Origin of the sequence: Roseovarius salincola (genome assembly GCF_026891095.1) — a bacterium.
Classification (GTDB): domain Bacteria; phylum Pseudomonadota; class Alphaproteobacteria; order Rhodobacterales; family Rhodobacteraceae; genus Roseovarius; species Roseovarius salincola.
The window spans coordinates 1-26,116 of record NZ_JAPTNL010000005.1 but is presented as its reverse complement, the minus strand read 5'-3'; the positions used below and the strand labels follow the sequence as shown (position 1 = coordinate 26,116).

Below are 26,116 nucleotides of genomic sequence, written 5' to 3'. Positions count from 1 at the left end.
GCCGGTTGGCCAAAGGCGTTGCGCAGAATGTGGGCCATCGACTTGTTCATTCCGCGGGGCCTCAATGCGCGAGCACCAGCATCTGAAAGGCCATCATGGCCGAAAAAGCCAGCGTGACCGCAGTGGCCGCCGAGCCGCTTTTGACATTGTCCAACGCGTCGGGAAAGAGTTCCGAGAACACCATCCAGATCATCGCACCCGCCGCGAGGCCAAGGCCCACCGGCAGGAACGGACGGAAGGTTTCCACGAAAAGATAAGAAGGCGCGGCCATGATCGGCTGCGGCAGGCTGGTAAAGATGGCCCAAAGCCCGGCTTTCCAGACGGGCGAACCGCGCGGCACCAGAACCAGCGCGATGGCCAGCCCCTCCGGCACGTTGTGAAAGGCGATGGCCGTGGTGATATAGGCCCCCAGCCCTTCGGACCCGGCAAAGGAAACACCGACCCCCACGCCCTCGGCGAAGGAATGCGCGGTCATGATGCCGAGAATCAGCAGCGCCTTGGCTGCCCCCGCCCCCTGCAGGTCGGCCACCTCGACATCGCCCGCGCCCGCAAGCAGCCGGTCCGCCACGACGATCGCGCCAAGCCCCGCCAGGACGCCCACCAGGGTCAGAATGACGTCGAGCGACACGCCCTCGGCGATCAGACTGTGGCTTGCCGCCAGCATCAGGCCAGCCGCGGCCGCGTTCGACCAGCCCATGGTGCGCTTGCCGATCTTCCTGACAAAAAAGAAGGGCAGCGCGCCAGCACCTGTCATGATCGCGGTCAGCAGCGCGGCGGCGATGACGATCCAAAGACTGGTATCCATGAGAGTCCCGAATGCGTTCAGGTTCAGTCAAGAAGACCGCCCGCGACCGGATCGCGGGCAGCCATGTCTGGCCGATCAGTTCGCGGCGTCGTCCTCATCCGCCGCGCTCCAGGACTCGGAGAAGGTGCTCCAGGCATCCGAGAACCCGGCTTTCAGCTCGTCCCAGGCGCTGCTTGCACCGGCCTGCAGTGCGCCATAACGCTCGCCCAACCGGTTACGGGCATCCCGCAGATCCTGCACCCGCGCCTGCGCGGTTTCGCGCGCCGCATCCGACATCTCGGCCCAGTTCTCGCGCAGCGCCTGCTCGCGTCGTGCGATCTCGGCATCAAGGCGGTTCAGCGCCTCGCGCGCCTGCGCCAGTGCCTGATCCCGTTCCTGCTCGGAATAGGCCGCGATGGCATTCATAGCCTCGGAAATCTCGGCCCGCACGTCGTCGGTCGTGGTCAGCGCGTCCTGATCTTGCGCCGCGGCAGGCAAGGCGAAGGCTGCCGTGACGGCGACGGCCCTGAGAATATGGGAAAATGTCATCTTGAAGTACCTCACTTGAAACGTGACATCGCGCTCTCAAAGGCGCCCGAGATGCTGTCCCAGGCTTTGTCGAAGCCTGCCTTCATGTCGTCCCAGGCGTCATCGCTCGCCGCCCGCATCTCCTTGAGCTTCTCCTCGGCCTCGTCGCGCTGCTTGCGCGCCTCGTCGAGCTGCTTCTGGTATTCGATTTTAGAGTCGGCCCCGGCCTCTTCGACCTTCGCCTTCATCTTGTCGATCTCTGCATTCCACTGATCAAGTCTCGCTTTGGCTTTCTCGATATATGCTTGCTTGTCGGTCATTAGGAAATTCCTTTGGTTTCAGGGATTGAAAAATAATGTTCAGATCGGGTGTCAGGAGTGTGTCGCACAGAAAGAAAGAATGCAATGATTTGAATGTAAGAGCCATTCAGCGCGGGACGCCAGGTCAGAACCGATACCCGGTGCAACCGGCTCTGCATCACATTCCACAAAAGATCGCTGCGTCGCCGAGCGACGCAGGCAAGGTGTCGCGGCAAGGGCAAGAAACGCACCCGCCGCGATCACCGTCTCATCAGGCCATCGTTTCCATCAAGACCTACATGCCTGTGCGCTCACGCGTGCGCCTCAAGCGCCTTGTACTTGCACCAGGCGACGTGGACGGCGGCAGCGCCCGCCAAATGCGCGTTTTGCTACCAGATGGCAACGCGGCTGGCCCCCGGCGATCATGCCTCACCCGGTCCGGCGCGCGCGCCGTGTCCAGCCCCACAGGCAGATCAGCTCCATCGCCACATGCGCGCCCGCGATCGCCGTCGCGCCGCCCGCGTCAAAGGGCGGCGACACCTCGACGACATCGCCCCCGACCACGTCGATCCCCGCCAGGTCGCGCAGGATGATCGCCACCTGCGCGCTGCTCAGGCCCCCCCAGACCGGCGTGCCCGTGCCCGGCGCGAAGGCCGGATCGAGGCAGTCGATATCGAAACTCACATAGACCCGCGCATCGCCGAGGATCTCCTTGATCATCCGCGCGACCTCAGCGGGGCCATGCTCATGCACCATGCGCGCATCGATACTGTGCAGGCCCAGCGTGTTGGGGTTGACCGTGCGGATTCCCACCTGAACCGAGCGCGCCGGGTCGATCAGCCCCTCCTTCACGGCCTTGTAGAACATCGTTCCGTGATCCACCCGGTCCATGTCGTCATCCGCCCATGTGTCCGAATGCGCATCAAATTGCAGCAAGGCGACCGGGCCGAACTTTTCGGCATAAGCCCTTAGGATCGGCAACGAGATATAATGATCGCCACCCAACGCGATACTGGCCGCCCCCGCCTCGAGGATCGCCCGCACATGGCGCGTCAGCGCGGGCGGAAAATCCTGGATGCTGGCGTAATCGAAGGCCAGATCGCCATGATCGACGATATCGAACTCCTCAAGCGGGCTCATCCCCTCCCAGCCATAAGGCGGATCGAAGACCTGCAGGGCGCTGGCCTCGCGGATCGCGCGCGGCCCCAGCCGCGTGCCGGGGCGGTTGGTGACCGCCTGATCGAACGGCACGCCGGTGACCGCCAGATCGACGCCCGCCAGATCCTTGGCGTAACGGCGGCGCAGGAACGACAGCGCCCCGCCAAAGCTGTTCTCATAGGACAACCCGCGCGAGCTTTTGCTCGTAAAAGCCTGGTCTACCTGTGTTTTCGCATCTTCCAGCGCCATTTCGCTCCGCCCTTCGCATTGCCCCCTGACCGGGGTTATCCGGCAGGCTGCGCCTCTTCGACAAGCCGTGCGAAAAAGGACGCGCCCACCGGCGCCACAGCATCATTGAAGTCAAACCCCGGCTGATGCAAGCCCGGCCCCTCGCCCTGACCAAGGAACAGGAAGGCACCGGGGCGCGCCTCCAGCATGGCGGCGAAGTCCTCGGACCCCATCAAGCGATCGCCATTGGCAAAAACCGCCTCCTCTCCTGAGACAGCACCGGCGACCCGCGCCGCAAAGGCGGTCTTGTCGGGGTCGTTCACCGTCGGCGGATAGCCCTCCTCATAGCGCAGCACCGCGTCGACACCATAGCTTGCCGCCTGCCCCGCGACGATCTCTTCCATGCGTCGGCGCACCATGGCGCGCACCGCCTTGTCGAAGGTCCTGACCGTGCCGTTCACATAGGCGGTGCCGGGAATCACGTTATCGGCGCTGCCGGCATGGATCTGGGTGATCGAGATCACAAGGTCGTCGAGCGCATAGTGATTGCGGCTCACGATGGTCTGGATCGCCTGCACCATCCCGCAGGCGGCGATCACCGGGTCGCGCGCGTCATGCGGCATCGCCCCATGCCCGCCCTGCCCGGTGATGTCGATATGCACCGTGTCGACCGATGCCATGATCGGCCCCGGCGTGGTGTGGAACGTCCCCTCGGGCACCCCCGGCGCGGTATGCAGCGCATAGACCTGCGCGATGTCGTAGCGGTCCATGATACCCGCATCCACCATCGGCTGCGCGCCCCCCGGCCCTTCTTCGGCGGGCTGAAAGATCAGCGCCACGCGGCCTGCGAAATTGCGTGTCTCGGCCAGGTATTTCGCCGCCCCCAGCAGCATCGCGCTATGCCCGTCATGGCCGCAGGCATGCATGCGCCCCGGCACCGTCGATGCATGGGGCGCGCCCGTGGTCTCGGCAATGGGCAGCGCATCTATATCGGCGCGAAGGCCTATGGTCGTCCCCTCGCCCTGCCCCTCGATCAGGGCCACGACGCCCGATTGCGCGATGCCCTCCTCGATCTCGGTGATGCCGAATTCGCGCAGCCGCGCCACCAGGTAGGCGGCGGTCCCGTGGCACTCCAGCCCCAGCTCGGGATGCGCATGCAGATGCCGCCGCCAGCCGGCCATCTCCTCGGCGAACCCGGCGATGCGATTGATCACGGCCATTGGCTGGACTCCTTGCCTGTTGCGCGTCACCCTTCCCTTGAACCGCAGAAAGGACGCCCGCGCAATGCCCAAGGACCCGACCCTCCACGCCCAAGACAGCGGCATCGCGCGCCTGCTCGAAATCATGCGCCGCCTGCGCGACCCTGAAACCGGCTGCCCCTGGGACATCGAACAGGATTTCGCCAGCATCGCGCCTTACACGATCGAAGAGGCCTACGAGGTCGCCGACGCGATTGAGCGCGCCGATTTCGACGATTTGCGCGGCGAATTGGGCGATCTTCTGCTTCAGGTCGTGTTTCACGCCCAGATCGCCGACGATCGCGGGCTTTTCGCCTTTGACGACGTGGCCAATGCCATCGCCGACAAGATGATCGCGCGCCATCCGCATGTGTTCGGCGATGAAAGCCGCGAAAAATCCAGCGAACAGCAAACCCGCGACTGGGAATCGATCAAGGCGCGCGAGCGCGCCGAGAAGGCCCAGACCGGCGTGCTTGACGGGGTGGCGGCGGGGCTGCCCGCGCTCACACGCGCGCTCAAGCTGCAAAAGCGCGCGGCGCGGGTCGGCTTTGACTGGCCCGACACGGGCGATGTGCTCGACAAGATCACCGAAGAGGCCGGCGAGCTGCGCGAAGCGGCTGAATCCCTGACGCATGACAAGGTCGAAGAGGAATTCGGCGACCTGCTGTTCGTCATGGCCAATCTTGCCCGCCACATGAAGGTCGACCCCGAATCCGCCCTGCGCGCCGCCAACGCCAAGTTCACCCGCCGCTTCGCGCGCATCGAGGCCCATCTGGCCGCCGCAGGCAAAAAACCCGAAGACTCCGACCTTGCCGAAATGGATGCGCTCTGGAACCGCGCCAAGGCCGAGGAACGCGGCCAGGTCTGAGCGCCCCCGGCAAGCGAAACCACGCCGATCCCCGCCGATCATCGCTGGACATTCGCGCGCCTGCGCCCCACGTTCCGCGCCACCATTCCATGCCAGCCCTTTTCACGCCGGACCAGAAGGCCCCGACCCGTTGACGCAGCTCACTCTTGCCCGACCCGAGAACCTTGACCTCCTGTGCCGCCTGTTGACCGACAGCCACGTCGAGCGCGGACTCGACATGCCGCCCGAAGCGCGCCGCGCCGCGCTTTTGCCGCTGCTCGAAGGCTCGCATCATGGCGTTGTCTACCTGATCGGCCCGGTGCGCGCGCCCATCGGTTTCGCGATTCTCGGCTTCGGCTGGTCGGTCACATTGGGCGGGCTGACCGGCACCGTCGATGAAATCTACATCCGCCCCGGCGTGCGCGGACGCGGCATTGGCAGCGAAGTGCTGACCAGCCTGCCCAAGGCGCTGGCGGGCGCGGGGCTTGTGGCGCTGCATGTCGATCTCGGCCCCGGCGACACCCGCGCCGAACGCTTCTTCACGCGGCTGCGCTTTCGCGCAGCGATCGGCGCGGTGCGAATGACCCGCCCCCTCTAGCGTTTCGCCATTGACGGACTATGTTTGACCCATGGCCCTGACAATACCCTTCGATAACAGCTATTCCCGCCTGCCAGACCGCTTCTTTACCCGGCTCGATCCGGTCCCGGTCAAGGAGCCGCGCCTGATCGCCTTCAACGACGCGCTTGCGGCGCGCCTTGGGCTTGCTCCCGGCACATCCGAGGAAATGGCGCAGGCCTTCGCCGGCAACCGCCCGCCCAAAGGCGCCACACCCCTGGCGCAGGCTTACGCGGGGCATCAGTTCGGCGGCTTCTCGCCTCAGCTTGGCGACGGGCGCGCCACGCTTCTGGGCGAGGTCATGGACAACGAGGGCAAGCGCTGGGATATCCAGCTCAAGGGCTCCGGCCCCACGCCCTATTCGCGTATGGGCGACGGGCGCGCATGGCTCGGCCCGGTGCTGCGCGAATACGTGGTCTCCGAGGCGATGCACGCGCTTGGCATCCCCACCAGCCGCGCCCTCGCCGCCGTCACCACCGGCGAACCGGTCTATCGCGAGGCGGGCGCGCTGCCCGGCGCGATACTGACGCGCGTCGCCGCCAGCCATATCCGCGTCGGCACATTCCAGTATTTCGCCGCCCGGCGCGACCTGCCGGGGCTGAAGGCACTTTTCGAATATGCTCTCGCGCGCCACGCCCCAAAGGCCGAAACCCCCGCCCAATTTCTGGAAACCGTCTGCGAACGTCAGGCGCGTCTGGTGGCGCAATGGATGTCGGTGGGCTTCATTCACGGCGTGATGAACACCGACAACACCTCGATCTCTGGCGAAACCATTGATTACGGCCCCTGCGCCTTTATGGATACGTACCACCCCGACACGGTCTACAGTTCGATCGACGCCCATGGGCGCTACGCCTTTTCAAGCCAGCCCAGCGTGATCGTCTGGAACATGGCGCAGCTGGCGACGACGCTGGTGCCGCTGATGCCCGATCAGGACGCCGCCGTCGAAGACTTCACACGCATCGTTCACGCCATGCCCGAGCGCATCCACACGCAATGGCTCGCCGCCTATGGGCGCAAGATCGGGCTGGCCGATGCGCAGGCGGATGACGAGGCGCTGATCACCGACCTGCTGCGCCGGATGGCCGAGAACCGCGCCGATTTCACCAACACCTTCCGCGCGCTCAGCGACGGCGCGCCGCGTGACCAGTTCCTTGATCCGGCCGCCTTCGATGCCTGGGAAACCAGCTGGCGCGCGCGCCTTGAGGCCGAGGCCGACCCGCTTGCCACCATGCGCGCGGCCAATCCCGTCTACATCCCCCGCAATCACCGCGTCGAGCAGATGATCCAGGCCGCCGTGGCCGGGGATTTCGCGCCTTTCGACCGGTTGCTGAACGTGCTTGCTGACCCCTTCGAGGCCCAAACCGACGCCAGCGAATTCACCCGCCCGCCGGAACCCTCGGAAGTGGTGCAACAGACCTTCTGCGGCACCTGAGCCGGGCTCATTTCGTCCAGCGCTTGAAAAAGCGGGGATTGCGCTGCACGAATTCGTCGATCACTCCGGTCAGCCCGCCGCGTGCCTGCCCCTTGAGATAGGCAAAACCGCTGGCCGCGCCGATCACCGCACCGATCATGTTCACGATCAGGTCGCTCATTGTGTCCAGAAGCCCGGATTTCTGCATGTTGAACCCGAAAAGCTGATCCATCCCGAATTCGAAGATTTCCCACAGCGTGCCGATGGTCATCCCGAAACAGAAGGCGAAGAAGGCCACCGCGATGGGCGGCGCGGCGTATCGGTCACCCTGGAACATCATGAACACCAGCAGGAACCCGATCAGGCCGAAACCGATCGCGGAACTGGCATGCATCGCCATGTCCCACCACCACAACCGGCCATAAAAATCGAACACCTCGCCCAGGAACAGCGTGCCCGCCACAAAGATACCCAGCGCGGCGATGAAACTGGGCGGCACCCGGATATCGGCCCATTTCGCCACATAGACCGGCGCCATCGACAGCGCCAGCGTCGCCAGTGCCACGAAGGCCAGCTCCAGTTGCCACTCGAACACCGCCCAGAGCACCACGCAGACCAGCGCGGCCCAGATCAATCTTGCCAGCCATGTCTGATCCGAAAACACGAGGTGACAAATCCCTTTCGAGTTCCTTTATATGACTATCATGAATGCCCCCACCTTTCGAATTGCAACCTACAACCTTCAAAAATGCGTCGGACTCGACCTGCGCCGCCGGCCCGGCCGCAGCCTCGGGGTGATCAACGCCCTTGGCGCCGACCTTGTCGTGCTGCAAGAGGTCGACAAACGCCTGCCGCCGCGTCCTGCCGCACTGCCCCATGACATGCTCGAAGAGGATGGCTGGCAGGCACTGCCCTTCGGCCAGCCCGGCGGCTCGCTTGGCTGGCATGGCAACGCGATGCTTTTGCGCGGCGATGCCCGCATCCTTGCCACGGCCCACCTGGAATTGCCCGGACTGGAGCCGCGCGGCGCGATCCGCGCCGATCTCGACACGCCCATCGGCCCCGTGCGGGTGATCGGTCTGCATCTGGGGCTGGTGCGCCGCTACCGGCTGTTGCAGCTTTCGGCGATCAACCGCGCACTCAATGTGCTTGCCCCGATGCCGACCGTGTTCGCGGGGGATTTCAACGATTGGGGTTCGGGCATGGCGCTGGACGCGGCGGTGAAACTTGTTCGCTTCCTGCCCGGCCATGCCAGCTTTCCCGCGCCGCGTCCGGTGGCTGCACTGGACCGTATCGCGCTCAGCCCCGATCTGCGCGCGCTCGCGTCGGGCGTTCACCGCCTGCGCCCCGCGCGGATCGCATCCGATCACCTGCCGGTCTGGGCCGATCTCGCCTCCGCCTGATATGCGGGTCTGACACCTGCACGAAAAAGGCCGGAGCGCATCATGCGCCCCGGCCCTTTCATCCTTGCCTGTTGCTCAGGCAGCCTTGCTGCGCGTGCGCCGGCGCCGGCGCTGCGGCCCTTCGGCATTGCGCGGCTGTCCGCCCCCGCCGCCGCCGCCAAAGCCGCCACCGCCGCCCTTGCGGCGACGCGGCCCGCCACGGCCCTTGGGCTTGGCGTTGGGGTCGGGCAGATCCGCCCAGGGACGCCCCGAAGCCACCGGAATCGAAATCCCCATCGCCTTCTGGATGTCCTTCAACTCACCCATCTCGTCGGGCGCGCAGAACGCCACCGCCGCGCCATCGCGGCCCGCGCGCGCGGTGCGCCCGATCCGGTGGACATAGTTCTCGGCGACATTGGGCAGATCGTAATTGTAGACATGCTTCACATCGGGAATATCCAGCCCGCGCGCCGCCACATCCGTTGCCACCAATACCCGCACCTCGCCCGAGCGGAACGACCGCAAGGCGCGTTCGCGCTGACCCTGGCTCTTGTTGCCATGGATCGCGGCCACCGCATAACCGGCCTGCTCCAGACGGCGCGCCAGCTTGTCCGATCCGTGCTTCGTGCGCCCGAACACCAGCGCCAGTTCGTCGCGATGCCCGTTCAGCAGCTCGATCAGCAGCTCGGGTTTCTCCGACTTGGCGATGAAATGCACCACCTGCGTGACCTTGTCCGCCGCCTTGCCCGGCGGGCTGACCTGCACGCGCTTGGGATGGGTCAGGTAGCTTGAAGCGATCTCTTCCATCTGCTTGGGCATGGTGGCCGAAAACAGCATGGTCTGGCGCTCGGGCGGCAGCAGCCCCGCGATCTTGCGCAGCGCGTGGATGAAACCGAGATCCAGCATCTGGTCGGCCTCGTCCAGCACCAGGAAGCGCGTCGCATCCAGGCGCAGCGCCCGGCGCTCCAAGAGGTCCAGCAGGCGTCCCGGCGTCGCGACCAGCACATCCGTGCCCCGCTCCAGCCGCTTGATCTGCGCGCCGATCGACGCGCCGCCGACAACCAGACCCACCTTGATCGGCGTGTCCTTGACCAGCGGCATCAGCGAGTCGCGGATCTGCCCCGCCAGTTCCCGCGTCGGCGCGAGGATCAGGCTGCGCACGCTTTTCGGCTCGGGCTTGCCATGTTCTTCCATCAGTTGCGACAGCAGCGGCAGGCCAAAGGCCATCGTCTTGCCGGTGCCCGTCTGGGCAAGGCCCATGACATCGCTGCCATCCAGCGCGAAGGGAATCGCGCGCTCCTGGATGGGGGTCGGTTCTGTAATGCCCAATGCTGCCAGCTTCTTCACCAGCGGGCCGGGCAGGCCCATTTCCTGAAACAGGTTCAAATCATTTCCTTTCGGGCATGGGCCGCACGGCCGCATACCTTGGCGAACCCCAGGCGGGGTTCCGGTCTCGTGGTTGCGCCTCACTCCATGCCCGGCCTCGTGCCGGTCATTGGTCAGACGGTTCGGACCCACGCGTGATTTTGGGAACATTCCGCGATGTTTCATTATGGGCCAGCGCCGGCATGCGGCAGTTCTTCGGCCCGGCTGCTCACGCGGCAGGAAACATCGGTTGAGATGTCACATGCGCTCTTCGCCCCTCAAAGTCAACCTCGGGGCACGAAACAGGTGGAATCATTTTGACGATAACGTTATCCAACAGCCCGATGACGACAGGGGGGCCGGCATGTCCGACACGATCACCGACCGCTGCGAGGCCAAGGGCCTGCGCATGACAGAACAGCGGCGCATCATCGCCACGGTGCTCGAAACCTCCGAGGATCACCCCGATGTCGAAGAGCTCTACGCCCGCGCCGCGGCGCGCGATCCGCGCATCTCGATCGCCACGGTCTATCGCACCGTCAAACTGTTCGAAGAGGCCGGCATCCTCGACAAGCTGGAATTCGGCGACGGGCGCGCCCGATACGAGGACGCCGAACGCGAGCATCACGACCACCTGATCGACATGCAAAGCGGCGAGGTGATCGAATTCGTCGACCCCGAGATTGAGGCGCTTCAGGAAAAGATCGCCGAGAAACTGGGCTACAAGCTCAAGGGGCACCGGCTCGAACTCTACGGCGTGCCTTTGCGCAAGCGCTAGAGCCGCCTGCGGCATCTTGTCTTGCTCTGCGCGCCGTCGTAGGCAGGTGGCGCGGAAGACACAACTGACACCCCGAGGCGATACCATGGAAAACCTGCGCGCCAGCGCCCTGATGGTGCTGGCCATGTTCGGCTTTGCGCTGGAAGACATGTTCATCAAGCGGCTGTCGCTGGATCTGCCCGTGGGCCAGATCCTTATCATGCTCGGCAGCGGCGGCGCGGTGGCCTTCGGCCTCATCGCCCTGGCGCGCGGCCATCGCCTGTTCTCGCGCGACCTGCTCAGCGGCCCGGTGCTGCTGCGCAATCTTGGCGAGTTGATCGGCACGCTGGGTTTCGTCACCGCCATCGCGCTCACGCCGCTTTCCTCGGCCTCCGCGATCCTGCAGGCGACACCGCTTGCGGTGACGCTGGGGGCGGCGCTGTTCATGGGCGAACAGGTCGGCTGGCGGCGCTGGAGCGCGATCATCGTCGGTTTTGTCGGGGTCCTGCTCGTGATCCGCCCCGGCCTCGAAGGGTTCGAACCCGCCTCGCTTTTCGCGGTGCAGGCGGTGATCGGCCTTGCCCTGCGCGACCTCGCCACCCGCGCCGTGCCGCGCAGCGTCACCTCGATGCAGCTGTCCAGCTACGGCTTCGCCACCACCGTTCCCGCAGGCGCGGTGCTGATCTGGCTCAGCGGCGGCGCCGTCAGCCCGGACGCGGCCAACTGGCGCGACATCGGCCTTGCGCTGTTGCTTGGGGTCGGGGCCTATTACGCCATCGTCGCCGCGATGCGCTTTGGCGAGGTCAGCTTCGTCACCCCCTTCCGCTATACCCGGCTGGTCTTCGCGCTGGTCATCGGCGTCACGGTGTTCGGCGAACGCCCCGATGCGCTGACCCTGACCGGCGCGGCCATCATCATCGGCTCGGGGCTCTATACCCTGCTGCGCGAACAGCGCCTGCACCGCCGCGCCCGCCGCGCCGCCGCGGCCCGTTAGCCCTATCAGCGTTGTATTCCTGCGCGAAGGTGGTATGGCACCGCCAAACCCCAACGGATCAAGACAAAGAGAACGCCCATGAGCACCATCATCGACATTCACGCCCGCGAAATCCTGGACAGCCGGGGCAATCCGACGGTCGAGGTCGATGTGATCCTCGAAGACGGCACGATGGGCCGCGCCGCGGTGCCCTCGGGTGCCTCGACCGGGGCGCATGAGGCGGTCGAGAAACGCGACGGCGACGCGGCGCGCTACATGGGCAAGGGCGTGCTCGAGGCCTGCGCGGCGGTGAATGGCGAGATCGCCGAGGAACTGCTGGGCATGGACGCCACCGAACAGGTCGGCATCGACATGGCGATGATCGAATGCGACGGCACCCCCAACAAGGGCCGCCTTGGCGCCAACGCGATCCTCGGGGTCAGTCTCGCCGTGGCCAAGGCCGCCGCCGATTTCACCGGCCAGCCGCTTTACCGCTATGTCGGGGGCACGTCGGCGCGGGTCCTGCCGGTGCCGATGATGAACATCATCAATGGCGGCGAACATGCCGACAACCCGATCGACATTCAGGAATTCATGATCATGCCGCTCAGCGCGGGCAATATCCGCGATGCGGTGCGCATGGGCTCCGAAGTCTTTCACACGCTCAAGAAGGAACTGATCGCCAAGGGCCTCTCCACCGGGCTTGGCGACGAGGGCGGCTTCGCCCCCGAACTGGGATCGACCCGCGAGGCGCTCGACCTCATCCTCGCCTCCATCGAAAAGGCGGGCTACACGCCGGGCGACGACATCTGCCTCGCGCTCGACTGCGCCGCGACGGAATATTACAAAGGCGGCAAATATGAATTCTCCGGCGAAAGCAAAAGCCTGTCCAGCGCCGAGAATGTCGATTATCTGAAATCCCTCTGCGACGACTACCCGATCATCTCGATCGAGGACGGCATGTCCGAGGATGACTGGGAGGGCTGGAAACTGCTGACCGACGCCATCGGCGACCGCGTGCAGCTGGTGGGCGACGACCTTTTCGTCACCAATCCCGCCCGCCTGGCCGAAGGCATCGAGCGCGGCGCCGCCAATTCCATGCTGGTCAAGGTCAACCAGATCGGCACCCTCACCGAAACCCTGCGCGCCGTCGACATGGCGCATCGCGCGCGCATGACCAACGTCATGTCGCACCGCTCGGGCGAAACCGAGGATGCCACCATCGCCGATCTGGCCGTTGCCACCAATTGCGGGCAGATCAAGACCGGCAGCCTGGCGCGCTCGGACCGGCTCGCGAAATACAACCAGTTGATCCGCATCGAAGAGTCCCTTGGCGACACCGCCCAATATGCGGGCCGCTCGATCCTGCGCTGAACTTTCGCCCGCGCCTTGATACGTGTCAAATCCAGGCGCGGGCATCCCTGCTAAAGACGTGAAACGGCCCATTTTCACGGAGACATAGCATGGCAAGATTCCTGAAGACCCTTTTCGCCCTGTCCGCCGCCGCCACCCTTCTGAGCGCCTGCGCCGACGAGGATCACTACCCCGTCACCGGCGAGGAATGCACCCCCGGCGACCCGGTTCAGGAGCTCGATAGCTCGGCGGTGGATTGCGTGCCCCAGGCCAGCTGAAGCCCGCGCCATGACATGGGCCGGGATCCGGACCGGCTTCGGTCGGTGAGAAATTTGTGATCCAGCCTGAAACGCGCGCCGTACAAGTTCGCGGACAAGGCAAAGTCCGCAAATCAGGACCGGAGCAGAATGCGGGTGAAGGGGCATGTGTTTTGCGTGTCAGACCCCTCGCCGCGGCCCCGTCATCCTGAGGGACCGGCCCGCACGAGCGGCAAGCATATTGTATCGCTGTCGTCTATCCCCCGTGCGGGCCGGTTCTCAACCGCCCAGCGCCTGCACATGCGCGATCAGCGCACGGGTCGATCCGTCTTTTTCCTGCCCATCCGCCTCGCCCGCCAGGATCGGCTCGATCTCGCTGGCCAGCGCCTTGCCCAGTTCGACTCCCCATTGATCGAATGAATTGATCCCCAGCACCGCGCCCTCGACGAACACCCGATGCTCGTAAAGCGCGATGATCTGGCCCAGCCGCCGCGGCGTCAGACGGTCATAAAGCAACGTCGTCGACGGGCGGTTGCCGGGGAACACCCGATGCGCCGCCAGCCGCTCCAGCGCCTCGCCCGTGGCGCCCGCCGCGCGCATCAGATCGCGCGCCTGCGCCATCGTGCGCCCGCGCATCAACGCCTCGGACTGCGCCAGGCAATTCGCGACCAGCATCCGCTGATGATGCGTCAGATGCGGCTCATGCCCTCTCGCCGCCAGCATGAATTCGCATGGCACGACCTGCGTGCCCTGATGGATAAGCTGGTAGAACGCATGCTGCCCGTTGGTGCCCGGCTCGCCCCAGACCACCGGCCCGCTGCCATCCTCCAGCGGCGCGCCGACCATGGTCACGCGCTTGCCGTTGCTTTCCATCTCGAGCTGCTGAAGATAGGCGGGCAGCCGCGCAAGCCGCTGGTCATAAGGCAGCACCGCCCGCGTCGGATGACCACAGACCTGATGATGCCAAAGCCCGCAAAGCGCCAGCATCACCGGCATGTTCCCGGCCAATGGAGCTTTGCGAAAATGCGCGTCCATATCGGCGCCACCACCCAGAAACGCCCGAAAATCCGCAGGACCAATGGCGATCATCAAGGGCAATCCGATCGGCCCCCAAAGCGAATAGCGCCCGCCGACCCAATCCTCGAAGCCGAACACACGCTCGGGCGCGATACCGAAGGCCCCGGTGCGTTCCAGCGCGCTCGACACCGCCACGAACTGCGCCGCCGGCTCCGCGACGCTGCGCGCCATCCAGTCCCGCGCGGTGGCGGCATTGGTCATGGTCTCGGCCGTGGTAAAGGACTTGGAGGCCACGATCACCAGCGTGCGCGCGGGATCGAGCCCCTTGAGCGTGTCATGAATATCGGCCCCGTCCACGTTCGACACGAAATGACAGCGCGGCCCGTCATGACAGGGCGCCAGCGCCCGTGTCGCCATCTCAGGCCCCAGATGCGAGCCGCCGATCCCGATATTGACCACATCGGTTATGGCGCCGCCCTGCCCGGTGAAACGCCCGCCGCGCACAGCTTCGGCAAAATCCTCCATCCGCGCCAGCGTCTCCAGCACGCCGGGCATCACGTCGCGCCCCCCGACCAGAACCGGCGCGCCGCCAAGGTTGCGCAAGGCGCTGTGCAACACCGCGCGCCCCTCGGTCTCGTTGATCGCCTGCCCGGCGAACATCGCATCCCGCCGCGCCGCCACGCCCCGCGTTTCGGCCAGCTCCAGCAAGGCCGCGCACACCTCCGCGTCGATCCGCGTCTTGGAATAGTCGAACAGCATCCCGTCATGCCTGAGCGAAAACGTCTCCGCGCGTGCGGGATCGCGCGCGAACAGCGCCGCGATCTCCTGCCGTGCGGGATCGCCCGCCATTTTCTTCAGCCTGTCGAACATTCCTGCCCCTTCATGCGGCCCAATGCACCATCATGTCCTCCAGCACCGCGCGCACCGGCGCCTGCTGGCGGCTGCTGCTCTGCGCGCGGTCCAGCGCGTTGCGCTTGGCCTTGCCGGTGATCATCATATGCTTGGACAACGCCGCGTCCAGCACCCGCGCCGACAGCGTGACGCGCGGCTCGGGCAGGCCCGGCGCGCGCATCGCCACCAGCACCGGCGCATCCTGCGCCAGCGCCAGCTCCAGGTTGTCGCCCTTGGGAAAGATCGAGGCCGTATGCATGTCCTCGCCCATCCCCAGCAACAGAACCGAGATCGGCAGCCGCGGGTATATATTCGATTCCAGCTCGGCCAGAACCGCCTCGGGGCTCTCGGCCTTGGCATAGAGCGGCAAGAATCGCGCCGCCGCCGCGCGCCCCACTAGCAGGCGCTCGCGGATCAGCCGCGTGTTCGAGCGCACATGAACCTCCGGCACCCAGCGCTCGTCGCTCAGCATCACATCAACCCGCGACCAGTCGAGATTGGAATCGCAAAGCGCATCAAAGACCGGCCCCGGCGTCGTGCCACCCGGCACCACGAACAAGACCCGGTCCTCATGCACCAGCGCCGCGCGCAAATCCCCCGCCAGCCTGTTTGCCAGCTCGATGGCCAGCATTTCATCGTCAGCATATTCCAGCAATTTCATGGTTTTATCTCCCGCCAGCGGCGCCCGTCACGATGCATCAGCATCAACGCATCATCCGGCCCCGCACTTCCCGAGGCATAGGCCCTGGGCGCCTCGCCCCGCGCATCCCATCCCTCGATGATCGGATCGGTCCAGGCCCAGGCGGCCTCGACCTCGTCACCGCGCATGAACAGCGTCTGGTTGCCCCGGATCACATCCATGATCAGGCGCTCATAAGCATCGGGGAAATCGGCGCTGTCGGGTCCAAGCGCCTCGGCGAATGTCATGTCGAGCGGCACATCCACCAAACGCATGCCCCCGGGCCCCGGTTCCTTGATGGTCACGTCCAGTTCGATCCCCTCATTGGGCTGAAGCCGGATGGTCAGGATATTGCGGTGCCGCCCGGCCTCCTCGCCAAAGATCGAATGCGGCGTTTCCTTGAACACCACCGCGATCTCGCTGGCGCGGTCCTTCAGGCGCTTGCCGGTGCGCAGGTAAAACGGCGTTCCCGCCCAGCGCCAGTTGCTCACATGCGCCTTGAGGGCGACGAAACTCTCCGTGGTGCTCTCCGGGTTTCCGACCTGCGCGCGGTAATCGGGCTTGCCGTCATCCGCCTCGTATTGCCCGCGCACCACATTGTCCGGCGTTACCGGATCCAGCGCCCGGATCACCTTCAGCTTCTCGTCGCGCACCGCATCCGGGTCAAACTTGGCGGGCGGCTCCATGGCGATCAGGCACAAAAGCTGCATCAGGTGATTCTGCATCATGTCGCGCATCGCCCCGGCGCGGTCGTAATAGTCCCCGCGCCCGCCCACCCCGACGCTTTCGGCCACCGTGATCTGGATGTGATCGACATACTGGCTGTTCCACAAGGGCTCGAACAGCATGTTGCCGAACCGCACCGCCATCAGGTTCTGCACGGTTTCCTTGCCCAGGTAATGGTCGATCCGGTAGATCTGGTGCTCGTGGAAATGCTGCGCCAGCACCCGGTTCAACTCGCGCGCGCTCGCCAGGTCGCGGCCAAAGGGCTTCTCGACCACGATCCGGCTGTCCGCATCCGCCATGCCGTATTCGTGCAGCCGCTCGGCCAGCGCCCCGAAAAGGCGCGGCCCGACCGAGAAATAGAACGCCCTGATGCGCCCGCTGCCGACCTCACCCGCCAGCCTGTCCCAGCCCGTGTCGCCCGCCGCATCGACCGCGACATAGCTCAACCGCTCCAGGAACGCCGTCAGACCGTCGGCATTATGCGCCGAGACGGGGTCGAACTCCCCGATCGCCGCGCGCACGAAATCGCGATATTCCGCCGCGTCCATCCTGCTGCGCGCCGCGCCGATCACCCGCGATGTCTCGCCCATCTGCCCGGCCAGGAACCGCCGGTAAAGCGCCGGCAGGATCTTGCGCCGGGCCAGATCGCCGGTGCCGCCGAACACGACCAGATCGAACGGCTCGACCGGGATGACGCGCGAAACCATGTGAACCCTCCTGCCGCAAGGCGGCATGACCGATGTGACGCTCACGGCCTCCGGGCGAAAACCCCGCAGCCGACTCCGAGTCTACCATGCAGGGTCAACTTCACAATGGCGTCAAGCCGCCCCAGAGCGGTTTCTTTCGCGTCCTCACCGGGTTAGCCCTGTCATCGTCACAAAACGAGAATGGTCACCCCATGGATGCCAGCACCCCACCGGCCAATGCCGGAAAGTTCCGCGATCCCGCCATCACCGCCGATGGCCAGCCCCGTGCAACGGTGCCCTTGTCGCGCCCCGAAACGCTCTGGTTCAACACCGGCACGCTGTGCAACATCACCTGCGCCAATTGCTATATCGAAAGCTCGCCGCTCAATGACCGGCTGGTCTATATCACCGAAGCCGAAACGCGCGATTTCCTCGACCAGATCGAAACCCGCCGCTGGCCGGTGCGCGAGATCGGCTTCACCGGCGGTGAACCCTTCATGAACCCCGAGATGGTCGCCATGGCCCGCACCGCGCTCCAGCGCGGCTTCGAGGTGCTGATCCTCACCAACGCCATGCGCCCGATGATGCGCCCCCATGTCCAGCGCGGCCTCGCCGCACTGGCCGACACATGGCGCGACCGCCTCACGCTGCGCATCTCGCTCGACCACTGGTCGCGGACATATCACGATGTCGAACGCGGCAAGGGCGCGTTCGCGCGCACGCTTCAAGGCATGGAATGGCTGCGCGACACCGGCATCCGCATGAGCGTCGCCGGGCGCAGCACCTGGGGCGAAACCGACGCCGAGGCGCGGGCGGGCTATCGCCGCCTTTACGCCGAACATGGCTTCGCCATCGACGCCGACGACCCGGCCGCAACCGTGATCTTCCCCGAAATGGACGAATCCGTCGAAGTGCCCGAAATCACCACCGCCTGCTGGGACATCCTGGGCAAATCCCCCGACGAGGTGATGTGCGCCTCCTCGCGCATGGTGGTGAAACGGCGCGGCGCGGCGCGCCCGGCGGTGCTCTCATGCACATTGCTGCCCTATGCGCCGGAATTCGAAATGGGCGAGACCCTGGCAGAGGCCGAATCCGACGTCACCCTCAATCACCCCCATTGCGCCAAGTTCTGCGTGCTGGGCGGGGCCAGCTGCTCGGGCTGATGCGCTTGCCCCCGCGCCCACCCTGCCCCATATATCAGACATGATCCGTTTCACGCCCATCCTTCTGGCGGTGCTCTACGCCTTCGTGATGTATCGCTTCTCGGTCTGGCGCACCCGGCGCGAGCTCGATTCGCGCTCCAGCGAACTGGCCGATCCGCGCCTCAAGGCGATGACCGACCGGCTGGCCGCGGCACTCGACCTGCCGCGCATCCGCGTGAACATCTATGAGATCGACCCGGTGAACGGCCTCGCCGCCCCCGACGGGCGCATCTTCATCACCCGCGGCTTTTATCGCAAGTTCCAGCAGGGCGAGGTCACCGATGGCGAACTCGCCAGCGTCATCGCCCATGAACTCGGCCATGTCGCGCTCGGCCACAGCCGCCGCCGGATGATCGACTTCTCGGGCCAGAACGCCCTGCGCACGGCACTCGCGATGATCCTGTCGCGCTTCCTGCCCGGCATCGGCATCTGGATCGCCAATGCGCTCACGTCGCTCCTGGCCGCGCGCCTCTCTCGCGGCGACGAATACGAGGCCGATGAATACGCCGCGGCCCTGCTCACCAAGGCCGGGATCGGCACCGATGCGCAGAAATCCCTCTTTCGCAAACTCGAGGCCCTCACCCAGGCCCGCTCGGGCGCCGCCCCCGCCTGGCTCATGAGCCATCCCAAAACCGACGACCGCATCGCCGCCATCGAGAAACTCGAATCCCGCTGGGCGCTCAAGGGCTGAACGCCCCCCGGCCTTCTTCTGTTCTCAAATATCCCGGGGGAGTCGCGCCTTGCGCGACGGGGGCAGCGCCCCCATTCCTCCCTTGCCGCTCTCAGCCGCCGCCCACCGCCTTGGCGATGCGCGGCAGCCGCGCCTTTTTCAAAAGGGGCCGCATCTCCCATGCGCGCCCCGAAAGGCGGTTCGCCTCGTCCAGAACCTCCTGCGCCACCGCGTGCACCAATTCGGGCTGCGCCTGCCAGATGCCGTGCAGGAAACTGTCGGGATCGGCGCGGCTCACGCCCTCCTCGGCCAGAATGTTGCGCGGGAAATCCCTGACATTCAGCGTCACGATCAAATCCGCCGACCCGGCGATCGCCGCCGCCAGCACATGAATATCCGCCGCGTCCGGCAGCCAGAGCCGCGCCTCCAGCGCCGCCGGATAGCTCACCTCCGCCTCCGGCCATGCGCGCGCCAGAAGCGCCGCCTCGCCATGTGCCTGCGCCACGCCCTCGCGCCCCAGCTTCTCGGCCGCGCGCAGCCATTCGCCGATGATGCGCGCCGACCAGAGCGGTGTGAACACCCCGCGCGCCGCCACGCCCAGAAGCATCTGGCGCATCACCGTGGGATAGATCACGCAGGTATCCAGCAGAACCTTCATCACAGCCGAAAGAACAGCGCCTTGAGATAGCCGCTCTCGGCCAGGTGCGGATGCAGCGGATGGTCCGGCCCCGCAAATCCGGTATGGATCAAGGCGCCTTCGCGCCCCGCGCGGCCGATCCCGCGCAGGCTGGCGGTCCGGAATTTCTGAAGATCGACCGCATGCGAGCAGGAACACAGCCCCAGGAACCCGCCCTCGGCCACCAGCGGCGCGGCCATGCGCGCCACCCGCTCATAGGCCCTGAGCCCCGCCTCCAGCGCCTTTTTCGACGGCGCGAAGGCCGGCGGATCGCAGATCACCAGATCGAACCGCGCGCCCTCCCCGGCCAGTTCGCCCAGCACGTCGAAGGCATCGCCCCGCCGCGTGGCGAAAGACGCCTCCACACCGCTTGCGCGCGCGCCCGCCTCGGCCAAAGCCAGCGCCGGAGCCGATCCATCGACCGCCAGCGCGCTTGTCGCGCCGCCCGCCAGCGCCGCCAGCGAAAAGCCCCCCACATGCGAAAACACATCGAGCACCCTTGTGCCCTTCGCCAGACGCGCGCCAAAGGCATGGTTGGGCCGCTGGTCATAGAACAGGCCGGTCTTCTGCCCGCCCTCCAGATCGGCCTTGTAGACGGCGCCGTTCATCGGCACATCCACCGGCGCGCCGGGCATCTCGCCGCGCAACACCGCGCTTGCGTCGTCTAGCCCTTCCAGCGCCCTTGCCCGCCCGCCCGCGTTCTTCAGCACATTGCGCACACCCGTGACCCCGACCAGCGCATCGGCCAGTTCCTCCAGCAACAGCTCGGCCCAGGCCGCATTGGGCTGGATCACCGCAGTGTCGCCGAACCGGTCGATCACCACGCCCGGCAAGCCATCGGCCTCGGCATGGACCAGCCGGTAGAAGGGCGCATCATAAAGGCGCGCGCGCAGCGCCCGGGCGCGCTCAATGCGGGCGCGCAGCCAGTCGGCCCCGATCACCGCGCCGCAATCGCGCTCCAGCACGCGGGCCATGATGCGCGACTCCGGGTTCACCGCCACCAGCGCCAGCGGCTGGCGCTCGCCATCCTCCAGCAGCGCGATACTGCCGGGGGCAAGCTTGCGGGTGCGCCGGTCGGTGACCAGCTCATTGTCATAGACCCAAGGGAATCCATGGCGCACGGTGCGCGCCTGGCCCTTGGGTCTGAGGCGGATAACGGGATAAGGGGACAGCGTCATGCCATCCCCTTAAGCCCTTTGTCGCGTCGCGAAAAGATCAGAGTCGCGTCTTGATCCCGAAGAGCCCGCGCCCGGCCGTTTTCTGGCTGGCCTGCCCGCTCAGCTCCTCGCCGATCACCTCGGCCAGATGCTCGGTGATCCGCACCTTCTGGGTGATACCCTGGCGCTCGGCCTCCAATGCCGTCTGACCGCCCAGCGCCTTGAAATTCGCCTTGACCGTGCGCGGTGCCCCATAGGGCGCGCCGGTCTCGGGATCGCGCAGCTGCATCACGAATTGCAGCGAGTGCACCCCGCCCACCGTATAGCGCGCCTTTTCCGACAGCGCATGGAAGCGCTTGACCTCGATGTCCAGCACCACCGGCACCTGCCCTTGCGGCAGCGCATCGACGCCACGCTGCATCGCCGTCTCGAAGATCGCCCTGACCTGCGCATGGCGGTCACCAAGCGGGTCCTCGCGCCAGACGATGTCGCCGGCGGGCAGATACATGTTGGCTTCCGAAACCTTCAGTTCCTTGGGCACCGACACCCGGATATCGCGGACCTCGACCGAGGTCGGCACCGGCTGTACATCGGCCGGATCGAACGCGGCGTTGCGCATCGCGGTGTCGCGCGCCCCGCAGCCCGAAACGACCAGTCCCAGCAGAAGCACTGCAAACAAGCGAATGGTAACCATCTCTTCCTCCTGGGCCTCTGGCCCGCTTTGGTTTGGATGGACTATCCCCCTGAATTGGGGCGCATTTTGGACAAATCCGGCGTTTTCCCGTGATCTGTCAACGGCGCTGGCGTGGCAATGCCCGCCGCCCGCACGCTCCTCAGAGCCGCCCTCAGCCGCGCTCGCGCGCGCGCCAGCCGCCGCGCCGCCTCGGGCGCTCGCCCGCCTCCAGCCCCTCGCGCAGAACCTGCGTCATCGGATGGCCCGGATGCTCATCGCCATATTGCGCCAGCAGACGCGTGATCGCCTCGGACTGGTCCTGATCGTCGGGCAGCGACAGCGCCCAATCCAGAAAGATCGAGCGGCATTCGGGGCTTTCGATCCCCTCGATACGATAGGCCTCGCGAATGAGGCCCTTGGCGTCCAGCGGGTCGCGTTCCATCTCATTTCTCTCCTTGCGGGCTGTCAAGGCCCGCATCAATCGCCCTTGCCGCCGCCTCTGTCGCCGCGTCCAGATCGGCGCGCAATTCGGCCAGCGTCTCATGCCCGGTCTCTCGCAGCACAAAGCCAAGACCACCCTCGCCGATCCGTCCGGGATCAAGCGGCCTGTCGCTCAGCAGCTTGGCGGCCTGCAACAGGTTCCAGCAAAGCCTGCCCGCGCGCTCCAGCGCCTCTCCCGCAGCGTCATCCAGCCAGCCGATTGCGACACAGGCCGCCAACCCCGCCTTGACCGAGCGCCGCGTCTCGCCAGCCATCAGGCTGCCGGCTTGCGCCATCAGCTCGATCTCCTGCAAGCGCCCGCGCCCCAGCTTGGTATCCCAGGGGCCTTCGGGCGGCTTCGCTTCGGCGACGCGGGCGCGCATTGCCGCCACTTCGGGGATCACCTTTCCGCGGGCGCCCTTCTCGGCCAGCAATTCGGCGCGGAACGCCTCGACATCGCCCGCCAGCGCCTCCGGCCCCGCGATCACCCTGGCCCGCGTCAGCGCCAGATGTTCCCAGACCCAGGCATCCTCGCGCTGATACGCCTGAAACGACTGCAGACTGGCCGCCACCGGCCCCTGATTGCCCGACGGGCGCAGCCGCATGTCGACCTCGTATAGCTTGCCTTCGGCCATCGGCGCGCTCAGCGCGGTGATCATCGCTTGCGTCAGGCGCGCATAATAGGGCCGCGTCGCCAGGGGCCGCTTGCCCTCCGATCCCTCGACCCCGTCCGCGTCATAGATCACGATCAGGTCAAGGTCGGATTCCGCGTTCAGCCGCTCGGCCCCCAGCGACCCCATCCCCAGAACCACCGCGCCGCGCCCCGGCGCCTCCCCGTGTTTCTGCGCGAACTGTGCCATCACCACGGGCCACAAGACCCCGATCACCGCGCCCGCCAGATCGGCATATTGCGCCCCCGCCGCGTCCGCGCCCACAAGGCCGCGCAGATGATGCACGCCGATGCGGAAATGCCATTCCTTCATCCAGCGCCGCGCGGCATCAAGCTTGCGCTCGTAATCCTCTTCGCGCGCCACGCGCTCGCCCAAGGCCTCTTCCAGCGCCGCGCGCCCCGGCCAATCGGCAAAGAAATCCCCCGCGATGACAGCATCGAACACACCCGCATTACGCGACAGATGCGCCGCCAGCTTGGGCGAGGTGCCCGCGATATCCACCAGCAGATCGACCAGCTGCGGATTGGCCTCGAAAAGCGAAAACACCTGCACCCCGGCCGGCAGCCCCGCGAGGAAGCCGTCAAAGGCCATCAAGGCCTCGTCGGGTTGCGCCGTGCGCGCAAGGCGCGACAGGATATCGGGCTTCAACCGCTTGAATATCTCCACCGCGCGCCCCGACCGCAGCGCCGGATAACCCGGCCAGCGCGCGATGATCTCCTCGTCGAAGGGCAGCTCGCCGATGTCAGGCGCTTCGCCCGCACCCTCTTGATCCTCGGGCGCAAAGAACCCCTCGATCAGCGCGTGAACCTCTGTCAGCCGCTCCAGCAGCTCGGCCTTGAGCGCGTCCGTTTCCAGCCCCATGAAGGCCGCCAGCCGGTCGAACTCATCCTGCGATCCCGGTAGGTCATGGGTCTGCGCATCGCGCAGCATCTGCAAACGGTGCTCGACCTCGCGATGGAACCGGTAATGCGCCGTCAGCACCTCGGCCACATCCTGCGGCACCCAGCCCTTTTCGGCCAGCCGCGCCAGCCCCTCGACCGTGCCACGCACGCGCAGATCCGGGTCGCGCCCACCGGCGATGATCTGCTGGGTCTGGGTAAAGAACTCGATCTCGCGGATGCCACCGCGCCCCAGCTTCATGTTATGCCCCGGCAAGGTCAGCGCACCGCCCAGCCCCTTGTGCTCGCGGATGCGCAGCCGCATGTTGTGGGCGTCCTCGATCGCGGCGAAATCCAGATGCTTGCGCCACACGAAGGGGCGCAGCACCTCAAGAAACCTCTGCCCCGCCTCCAGATCGCCCGCGCAAGCGCGCGCCTTCACATAGGCCGCGCGCTCCCAAGTGCGCCCGAGACTTTCGTAATAGGTCTCCGCCGCCGCCATCGCCAGACAGACCGGCGTCACGCTCGGGTCCGGGCGCAGCCGCAGATCGGTGCGAAACACATAGCCCTCGGCGGTGCGGTCGTTCAGCATCGCAGCCATCTTGCGCGTCGCACGCACAAAGGACGCCCGCGCCTCGTGATACGCGCATTCATCGAACTGGGTCTCGTCAAACAGGCAGATCAGGTCGATATCAGAGCTGTAATTCAGCTCCCCCGCCCCCATCTTGCCCATCGCCAGCGCCACCATGCCGCCCGCTTTCGCAACATCATCGGCGCTCTTGCCCGGCAGCTTGCCGCGCCGGATCTCGGCCCCCACACAGGCTTTCATCGCCAGATCGCAGGCCAGATCGGCAAACGCCGTCAGCCGCCCGGTCACCTCCTCCAGCGGCCACACTCCCGCCAGATCCGCCAGCCCGATCAACAGCGCCACCCGCCGCTTGCCCTGACGCAGCGCATCCGCCAGCGCCTCGGGCGCGACCGCGCGCAAATCGGATTCCAGCGTCTCCATCGCCGCCTCCGGCGCCTCAAATGCGCCGGGCAGCCAGTCGCGCTCCTTTTCGGCCAGCGTCTTGAGATAGGGGCTGCACCCCGCCGCCCCTTCCACCAGATCGGCCAGATCATCGCCGAGGTCTGGGAACAGCGCGCGCGCTTCCCGCCCCTGTTCGGGGTCGTGGGCGCGTGGCAGGCGGGTGATGCGTGACGAGAAATCCATGATCCCACTGATACCGAGGCCACGGGTCTGGTCAATGCCCGACACGGTTGAAATAGTGCCCCGGCAAGCAACAGGAGTCGCCATGAGCAAAAGTCTCGCCCGTGTCCGCCGCGCCCTCGCCGATGCCGGCTGCGACAGCGCGCCCGTCGAGGTCGGTCAGGCCACCACCGCGCAGATGGCCGCGGATCTTGTCGGCTGCACCGTCGATCAGATCGCCAAGTCGATCATGTTTCGCGGCGAGATGTCGGGCGAAGCGATCCTCTTCATCACCGCGGGCGGCAATCAGGTCGATGCCGACAGCGCCTCGACCCTTGCGGGCGAACGGCTGGGCAAGGCCGACGCGGCGCTGATCCGCGCCCAGACCGGCTTTGCCATCGGCGGCGTCGCGCCCCTTGGCCACCTCACCGCGCCGCGCGCCTTCTTCGATCCGGCATTGCTGGCCTTCGAAACCGTCTGGGCCGCCGCAGGCACGCCGCGCCACGTCTTCCCCATCGCCCCCGCGCTCCTCCTGCGAATCTCCGGCGCACAAGAGGCCGCGTTTACGGGCTGAGACCCCCGGGGCATGAGACCGGACAAGTAATTCCTTAACCAGTTCGGGTCATTGTCGACCACAGCAGAGCAGATCGGAACTTCATCATGGACCCGGCCATCGCTCCGATATATGGTATTTATCAAAACGGAGAACACATGACCCAGGGCTTTTCTTTCATAGATCTCTTCGCCGGTATCGGTGGCCTAAGGCAGGCAATGGAAAGTATTGGCGGCCATTGTGTTTTCACGTCAGAGTGGGACAAGTTTGCGAAACTGACCTATGAAGCCAACTGTCTGACGTCAGCACCCATGGGACAGATTTGATGTTTTCGTAACGGAGGATTTCTGGTTCATCGCAGCCATCAAGGAGCGAAGATGAACAAGAAATCCGAAACATCGAAGGACGCCGCTGACAAGCTGGTCAAGGGCATCAAGCGCAAGACCCGCAAACAGTACTCGGCCGAGGAGAAGATCAGGATCGTGCTGGCGGGTCTGCGCGGCGAGGAAAGCATTGCCGCCCTGTGCCGCCGCGAAGGGATCAGCGAGAGCCTGTACTACACGTGGTCGAAGGAGTTTCTCGAGGCGGGCAAGCAGCGGCTGGCGGGCGACACCGCGCGTCAGGCAACCTCGCCCGAGGTCAAGGAACTGCGCTCGGAGGCGACAGCGCTAAAGGAGGTCGTTGCCGACCTGACCCTGGAAAATCGCCTGCTTAAAAAAAGCATGATCGGGGATGGGGAGTGCGAGACATGAGGTATCCCGCATCAGAA

General features: G+C 65.9%; 27 protein-coding genes and 1 pseudogene. 13 read left to right on the top strand and 15 right to left on the bottom strand.

Annotated elements, in window-relative coordinates; all coding sequences use genetic code 11:
- Positions 1-61 precede the first annotated feature (61 nt).
- The 5 genes from N5A93_RS07845 to N5A93_RS07825 all read right to left on the bottom strand — a co-directional run bounded on the left by N5A93_RS07845 (position 62) and on the right by N5A93_RS07825 (position 4,217).
- The gene (locus N5A93_RS07845) at positions 62-805 is read right to left on the bottom strand and encodes a ZIP family metal transporter (protein WP_268954533.1); all 744 of its coding nucleotides are present in this window, start codon (positions 803-805) and stop codon (positions 62-64) included.
- Between the two features lie 75 nt (positions 806-880).
- Positions 881-1,333, bottom strand: coding sequence for a sll1863 family stress response protein (locus N5A93_RS07840; protein WP_268954532.1), 453 nt, complete (start codon positions 1,331-1,333; stop codon positions 881-883).
- An 11-nt stretch (positions 1,334-1,344) separates the two neighbouring features.
- Positions 1,345-1,632 carry a sll1863 family stress response protein gene (locus N5A93_RS07835; protein WP_268954531.1) on the bottom strand — a complete coding sequence of 96 codons (288 nt, stop codon included), beginning with the start codon at positions 1,630-1,632 and terminating at the stop codon, positions 1,345-1,347.
- A 408-nt stretch (positions 1,633-2,040) separates the two neighbouring features.
- On the bottom strand, positions 2,041-3,018 hold the full coding sequence (speB, locus tag N5A93_RS07830; protein ID WP_268954530.1) for an agmatinase: 978 nt from the start codon (positions 3,016-3,018) through the stop codon (positions 2,041-2,043).
- 35 nt (positions 3,019-3,053) lie between these two features.
- Complete coding sequence (locus tag N5A93_RS07825; RefSeq protein ID WP_268954529.1) at positions 3,054-4,217, bottom strand: M20 aminoacylase family protein; 1,164 nt, start codon at positions 4,215-4,217, stop codon at positions 3,054-3,056.
- A gap of 64 nt (positions 4,218-4,281) precedes the next feature.
- Here N5A93_RS07825 and mazG point away from each other — a divergent pair, with 64 nt between their 5' ends.
- From mazG to N5A93_RS07810, 3 genes are all read left to right on the top strand, one after another.
- The gene (mazG, locus tag N5A93_RS07820) at positions 4,282-5,103 is read left to right on the top strand and encodes a nucleoside triphosphate pyrophosphohydrolase (RefSeq protein ID WP_268954528.1); all 822 of its coding nucleotides are present in this window, start codon (positions 4,282-4,284) and stop codon (positions 5,101-5,103) included.
- Positions 5,104-5,233: 130 nt separating this feature from the next.
- A complete protein-coding gene (locus N5A93_RS07815; protein ID WP_268954527.1) occupies positions 5,234-5,680 on the top strand; it encodes a GNAT family N-acetyltransferase in 447 nt (148 codons plus the stop codon).
- Positions 5,681-5,711: 31 nt separating this feature from the next.
- Positions 5,712-7,133: a protein adenylyltransferase SelO gene (locus N5A93_RS07810; protein ID WP_268954526.1), complete on the top strand. Its 1,422-nt coding sequence runs from the start codon at positions 5,712-5,714 to the stop codon at positions 7,131-7,133.
- 7 nt (positions 7,134-7,140) lie between these two features.
- On the opposite strand, the gene N5A93_RS07805 is transcribed toward N5A93_RS07810, so the two are convergent.
- Complete coding sequence (locus N5A93_RS07805) at positions 7,141-7,776, bottom strand: DUF2238 domain-containing protein (protein ID WP_268954525.1); 636 nt, start codon at positions 7,774-7,776, stop codon at positions 7,141-7,143.
- Positions 7,777-7,816: 40 nt separating this feature from the next.
- On the opposite strand from N5A93_RS07805, the gene N5A93_RS07800 reads away from it, so the two are divergent.
- Positions 7,817-8,515 carry an endonuclease/exonuclease/phosphatase family protein gene (locus N5A93_RS07800; protein WP_268954524.1) on the top strand — a complete coding sequence of 233 codons (699 nt, stop codon included), beginning with the start codon at positions 7,817-7,819 and terminating at the stop codon, positions 8,513-8,515.
- A gap of 75 nt (positions 8,516-8,590) precedes the next feature.
- On the opposite strand, the gene N5A93_RS07795 is transcribed toward N5A93_RS07800, so the two are convergent.
- A complete protein-coding gene (locus tag N5A93_RS07795) occupies positions 8,591-9,880 on the bottom strand; it encodes a DEAD/DEAH box helicase (protein ID WP_268954523.1) in 1,290 nt (429 codons plus the stop codon).
- Positions 9,881-10,223: 343 nt separating this feature from the next.
- On the opposite strand from N5A93_RS07795, the gene N5A93_RS07790 reads away from it, so the two are divergent.
- The 4 genes from N5A93_RS07790 (at position 10,224) to N5A93_RS07775 (ending at position 13,220) form a co-directional block, all read left to right on the top strand.
- Complete coding sequence (locus N5A93_RS07790; protein WP_268954522.1) at positions 10,224-10,637, top strand: Fur family transcriptional regulator; 414 nt, start codon at positions 10,224-10,226, stop codon at positions 10,635-10,637.
- 85 nt (positions 10,638-10,722) lie between these two features.
- Positions 10,723-11,610, top strand: coding sequence for a DMT family transporter (locus tag N5A93_RS07785; protein WP_268954521.1), 888 nt, complete (start codon positions 10,723-10,725; stop codon positions 11,608-11,610).
- 78 nt (positions 11,611-11,688) lie between these two features.
- On the top strand, positions 11,689-12,963 hold the full coding sequence (gene eno, locus N5A93_RS07780) for a phosphopyruvate hydratase (protein ID WP_268954520.1): 1,275 nt from the start codon (positions 11,689-11,691) through the stop codon (positions 12,961-12,963).
- Positions 12,964-13,052: 89 nt separating this feature from the next.
- Positions 13,053-13,220, top strand: coding sequence for a hypothetical protein (locus N5A93_RS07775; protein WP_268954519.1), 168 nt, complete (start codon positions 13,053-13,055; stop codon positions 13,218-13,220).
- Between the two features lie 258 nt (positions 13,221-13,478).
- Here the strand turns inward: N5A93_RS07775 and pgi are convergent, their stop codons facing one another.
- Genes pgi through zwf form a run of 3 tightly spaced genes read right to left on the bottom strand, consistent with a single transcriptional unit; the run spans position 13,479 to position 17,219 of the window.
- Positions 13,479-15,086 (bottom strand): glucose-6-phosphate isomerase, encoded by a 1,608-nt coding sequence (gene pgi / locus N5A93_RS07770; RefSeq protein WP_268954518.1) that lies wholly within the window; start codon positions 15,084-15,086, stop codon positions 13,479-13,481.
- A 10-nt stretch (positions 15,087-15,096) separates the two neighbouring features.
- Positions 15,097-15,768, bottom strand: a complete 672-nt coding sequence (gene pgl, locus N5A93_RS07765; RefSeq protein ID WP_268954517.1) for a 6-phosphogluconolactonase — start codon at positions 15,766-15,768, stop codon at positions 15,097-15,099.
- Positions 15,765-17,219 (bottom strand): glucose-6-phosphate dehydrogenase, encoded by a 1,455-nt coding sequence (gene zwf, locus N5A93_RS07760; protein ID WP_268954516.1) that lies wholly within the window; start codon positions 17,217-17,219, stop codon positions 15,765-15,767. Before zwf ends, pgl begins: the two co-directional genes overlap by 4 nt.
- Before the next feature lie 191 nt (positions 17,220-17,410).
- On the opposite strand from zwf, the gene N5A93_RS07755 reads away from it, so the two are divergent.
- Both N5A93_RS07755 and N5A93_RS07750 read left to right on the top strand, forming a co-directional pair.
- Positions 17,411-18,361 (top strand): radical SAM protein, encoded by a 951-nt coding sequence (locus N5A93_RS07755; RefSeq protein ID WP_268954515.1) that lies wholly within the window; start codon positions 17,411-17,413, stop codon positions 18,359-18,361.
- 40 nt (positions 18,362-18,401) lie between these two features.
- Positions 18,402-19,091 carry a M48 family metallopeptidase gene (locus N5A93_RS07750; RefSeq protein WP_268954514.1) on the top strand — a complete coding sequence of 230 codons (690 nt, stop codon included), beginning with the start codon at positions 18,402-18,404 and terminating at the stop codon, positions 19,089-19,091.
- 91 nt (positions 19,092-19,182) lie between these two features.
- Here N5A93_RS07750 and N5A93_RS07745 read toward each other — a convergent pair whose 3' ends face one another.
- From N5A93_RS07745 to N5A93_RS07725, 5 genes are all read right to left on the bottom strand, one after another.
- Positions 19,183-19,728 (bottom strand): RSP_2648 family PIN domain-containing protein, encoded by a 546-nt coding sequence (locus N5A93_RS07745; RefSeq protein WP_268954512.1) that lies wholly within the window; start codon positions 19,726-19,728, stop codon positions 19,183-19,185.
- Complete coding sequence (locus N5A93_RS07740; protein ID WP_268954511.1) at positions 19,728-20,924, bottom strand: RSP_2647 family RNA methyltransferase; 1,197 nt, start codon at positions 20,922-20,924, stop codon at positions 19,728-19,730. The genes N5A93_RS07745 and N5A93_RS07740 overlap by 1 nt, the downstream gene beginning before the upstream one ends.
- 37 nt (positions 20,925-20,961) lie before the next feature.
- Positions 20,962-21,597, bottom strand: a complete 636-nt coding sequence (locus N5A93_RS07735; RefSeq protein ID WP_268954510.1) for a DUF6778 family protein — start codon at positions 21,595-21,597, stop codon at positions 20,962-20,964.
- A 151-nt stretch (positions 21,598-21,748) separates the two neighbouring features.
- Complete coding sequence (locus N5A93_RS07730; protein WP_268954509.1) at positions 21,749-22,018, bottom strand: hypothetical protein; 270 nt, start codon at positions 22,016-22,018, stop codon at positions 21,749-21,751.
- Between the two features lies 1 nt (position 22,019).
- On the bottom strand, positions 22,020-24,818 hold the full coding sequence (locus N5A93_RS07725) for a bifunctional [glutamine synthetase] adenylyltransferase/[glutamine synthetase]-adenylyl-L-tyrosine phosphorylase (protein ID WP_268954679.1): 2,799 nt from the start codon (positions 24,816-24,818) through the stop codon (positions 22,020-22,022).
- 82 nt (positions 24,819-24,900) lie between these two features.
- Here N5A93_RS07725 and N5A93_RS07720 point away from each other — a divergent pair, with 82 nt between their 5' ends.
- The 3 genes and pseudogenes from N5A93_RS07720 to N5A93_RS07710 form a co-directional block, all read left to right on the top strand.
- Positions 24,901-25,368 carry a YbaK/EbsC family protein gene (locus N5A93_RS07720; RefSeq protein ID WP_268954508.1) on the top strand — a complete coding sequence of 156 codons (468 nt, stop codon included), beginning with the start codon at positions 24,901-24,903 and terminating at the stop codon, positions 25,366-25,368.
- A gap of 86 nt (positions 25,369-25,454) precedes the next feature.
- A complete protein-coding gene (locus tag N5A93_RS07715) occupies positions 25,455-25,673 on the top strand; it encodes a DNA cytosine methyltransferase (RefSeq protein WP_328405802.1) in 219 nt (72 codons plus the stop codon).
- Positions 25,674-25,724: 51 nt separating this feature from the next.
- Positions 25,725-26,116, top strand: a pseudogene (locus N5A93_RS07710) (transposase); the annotation flags it as partial.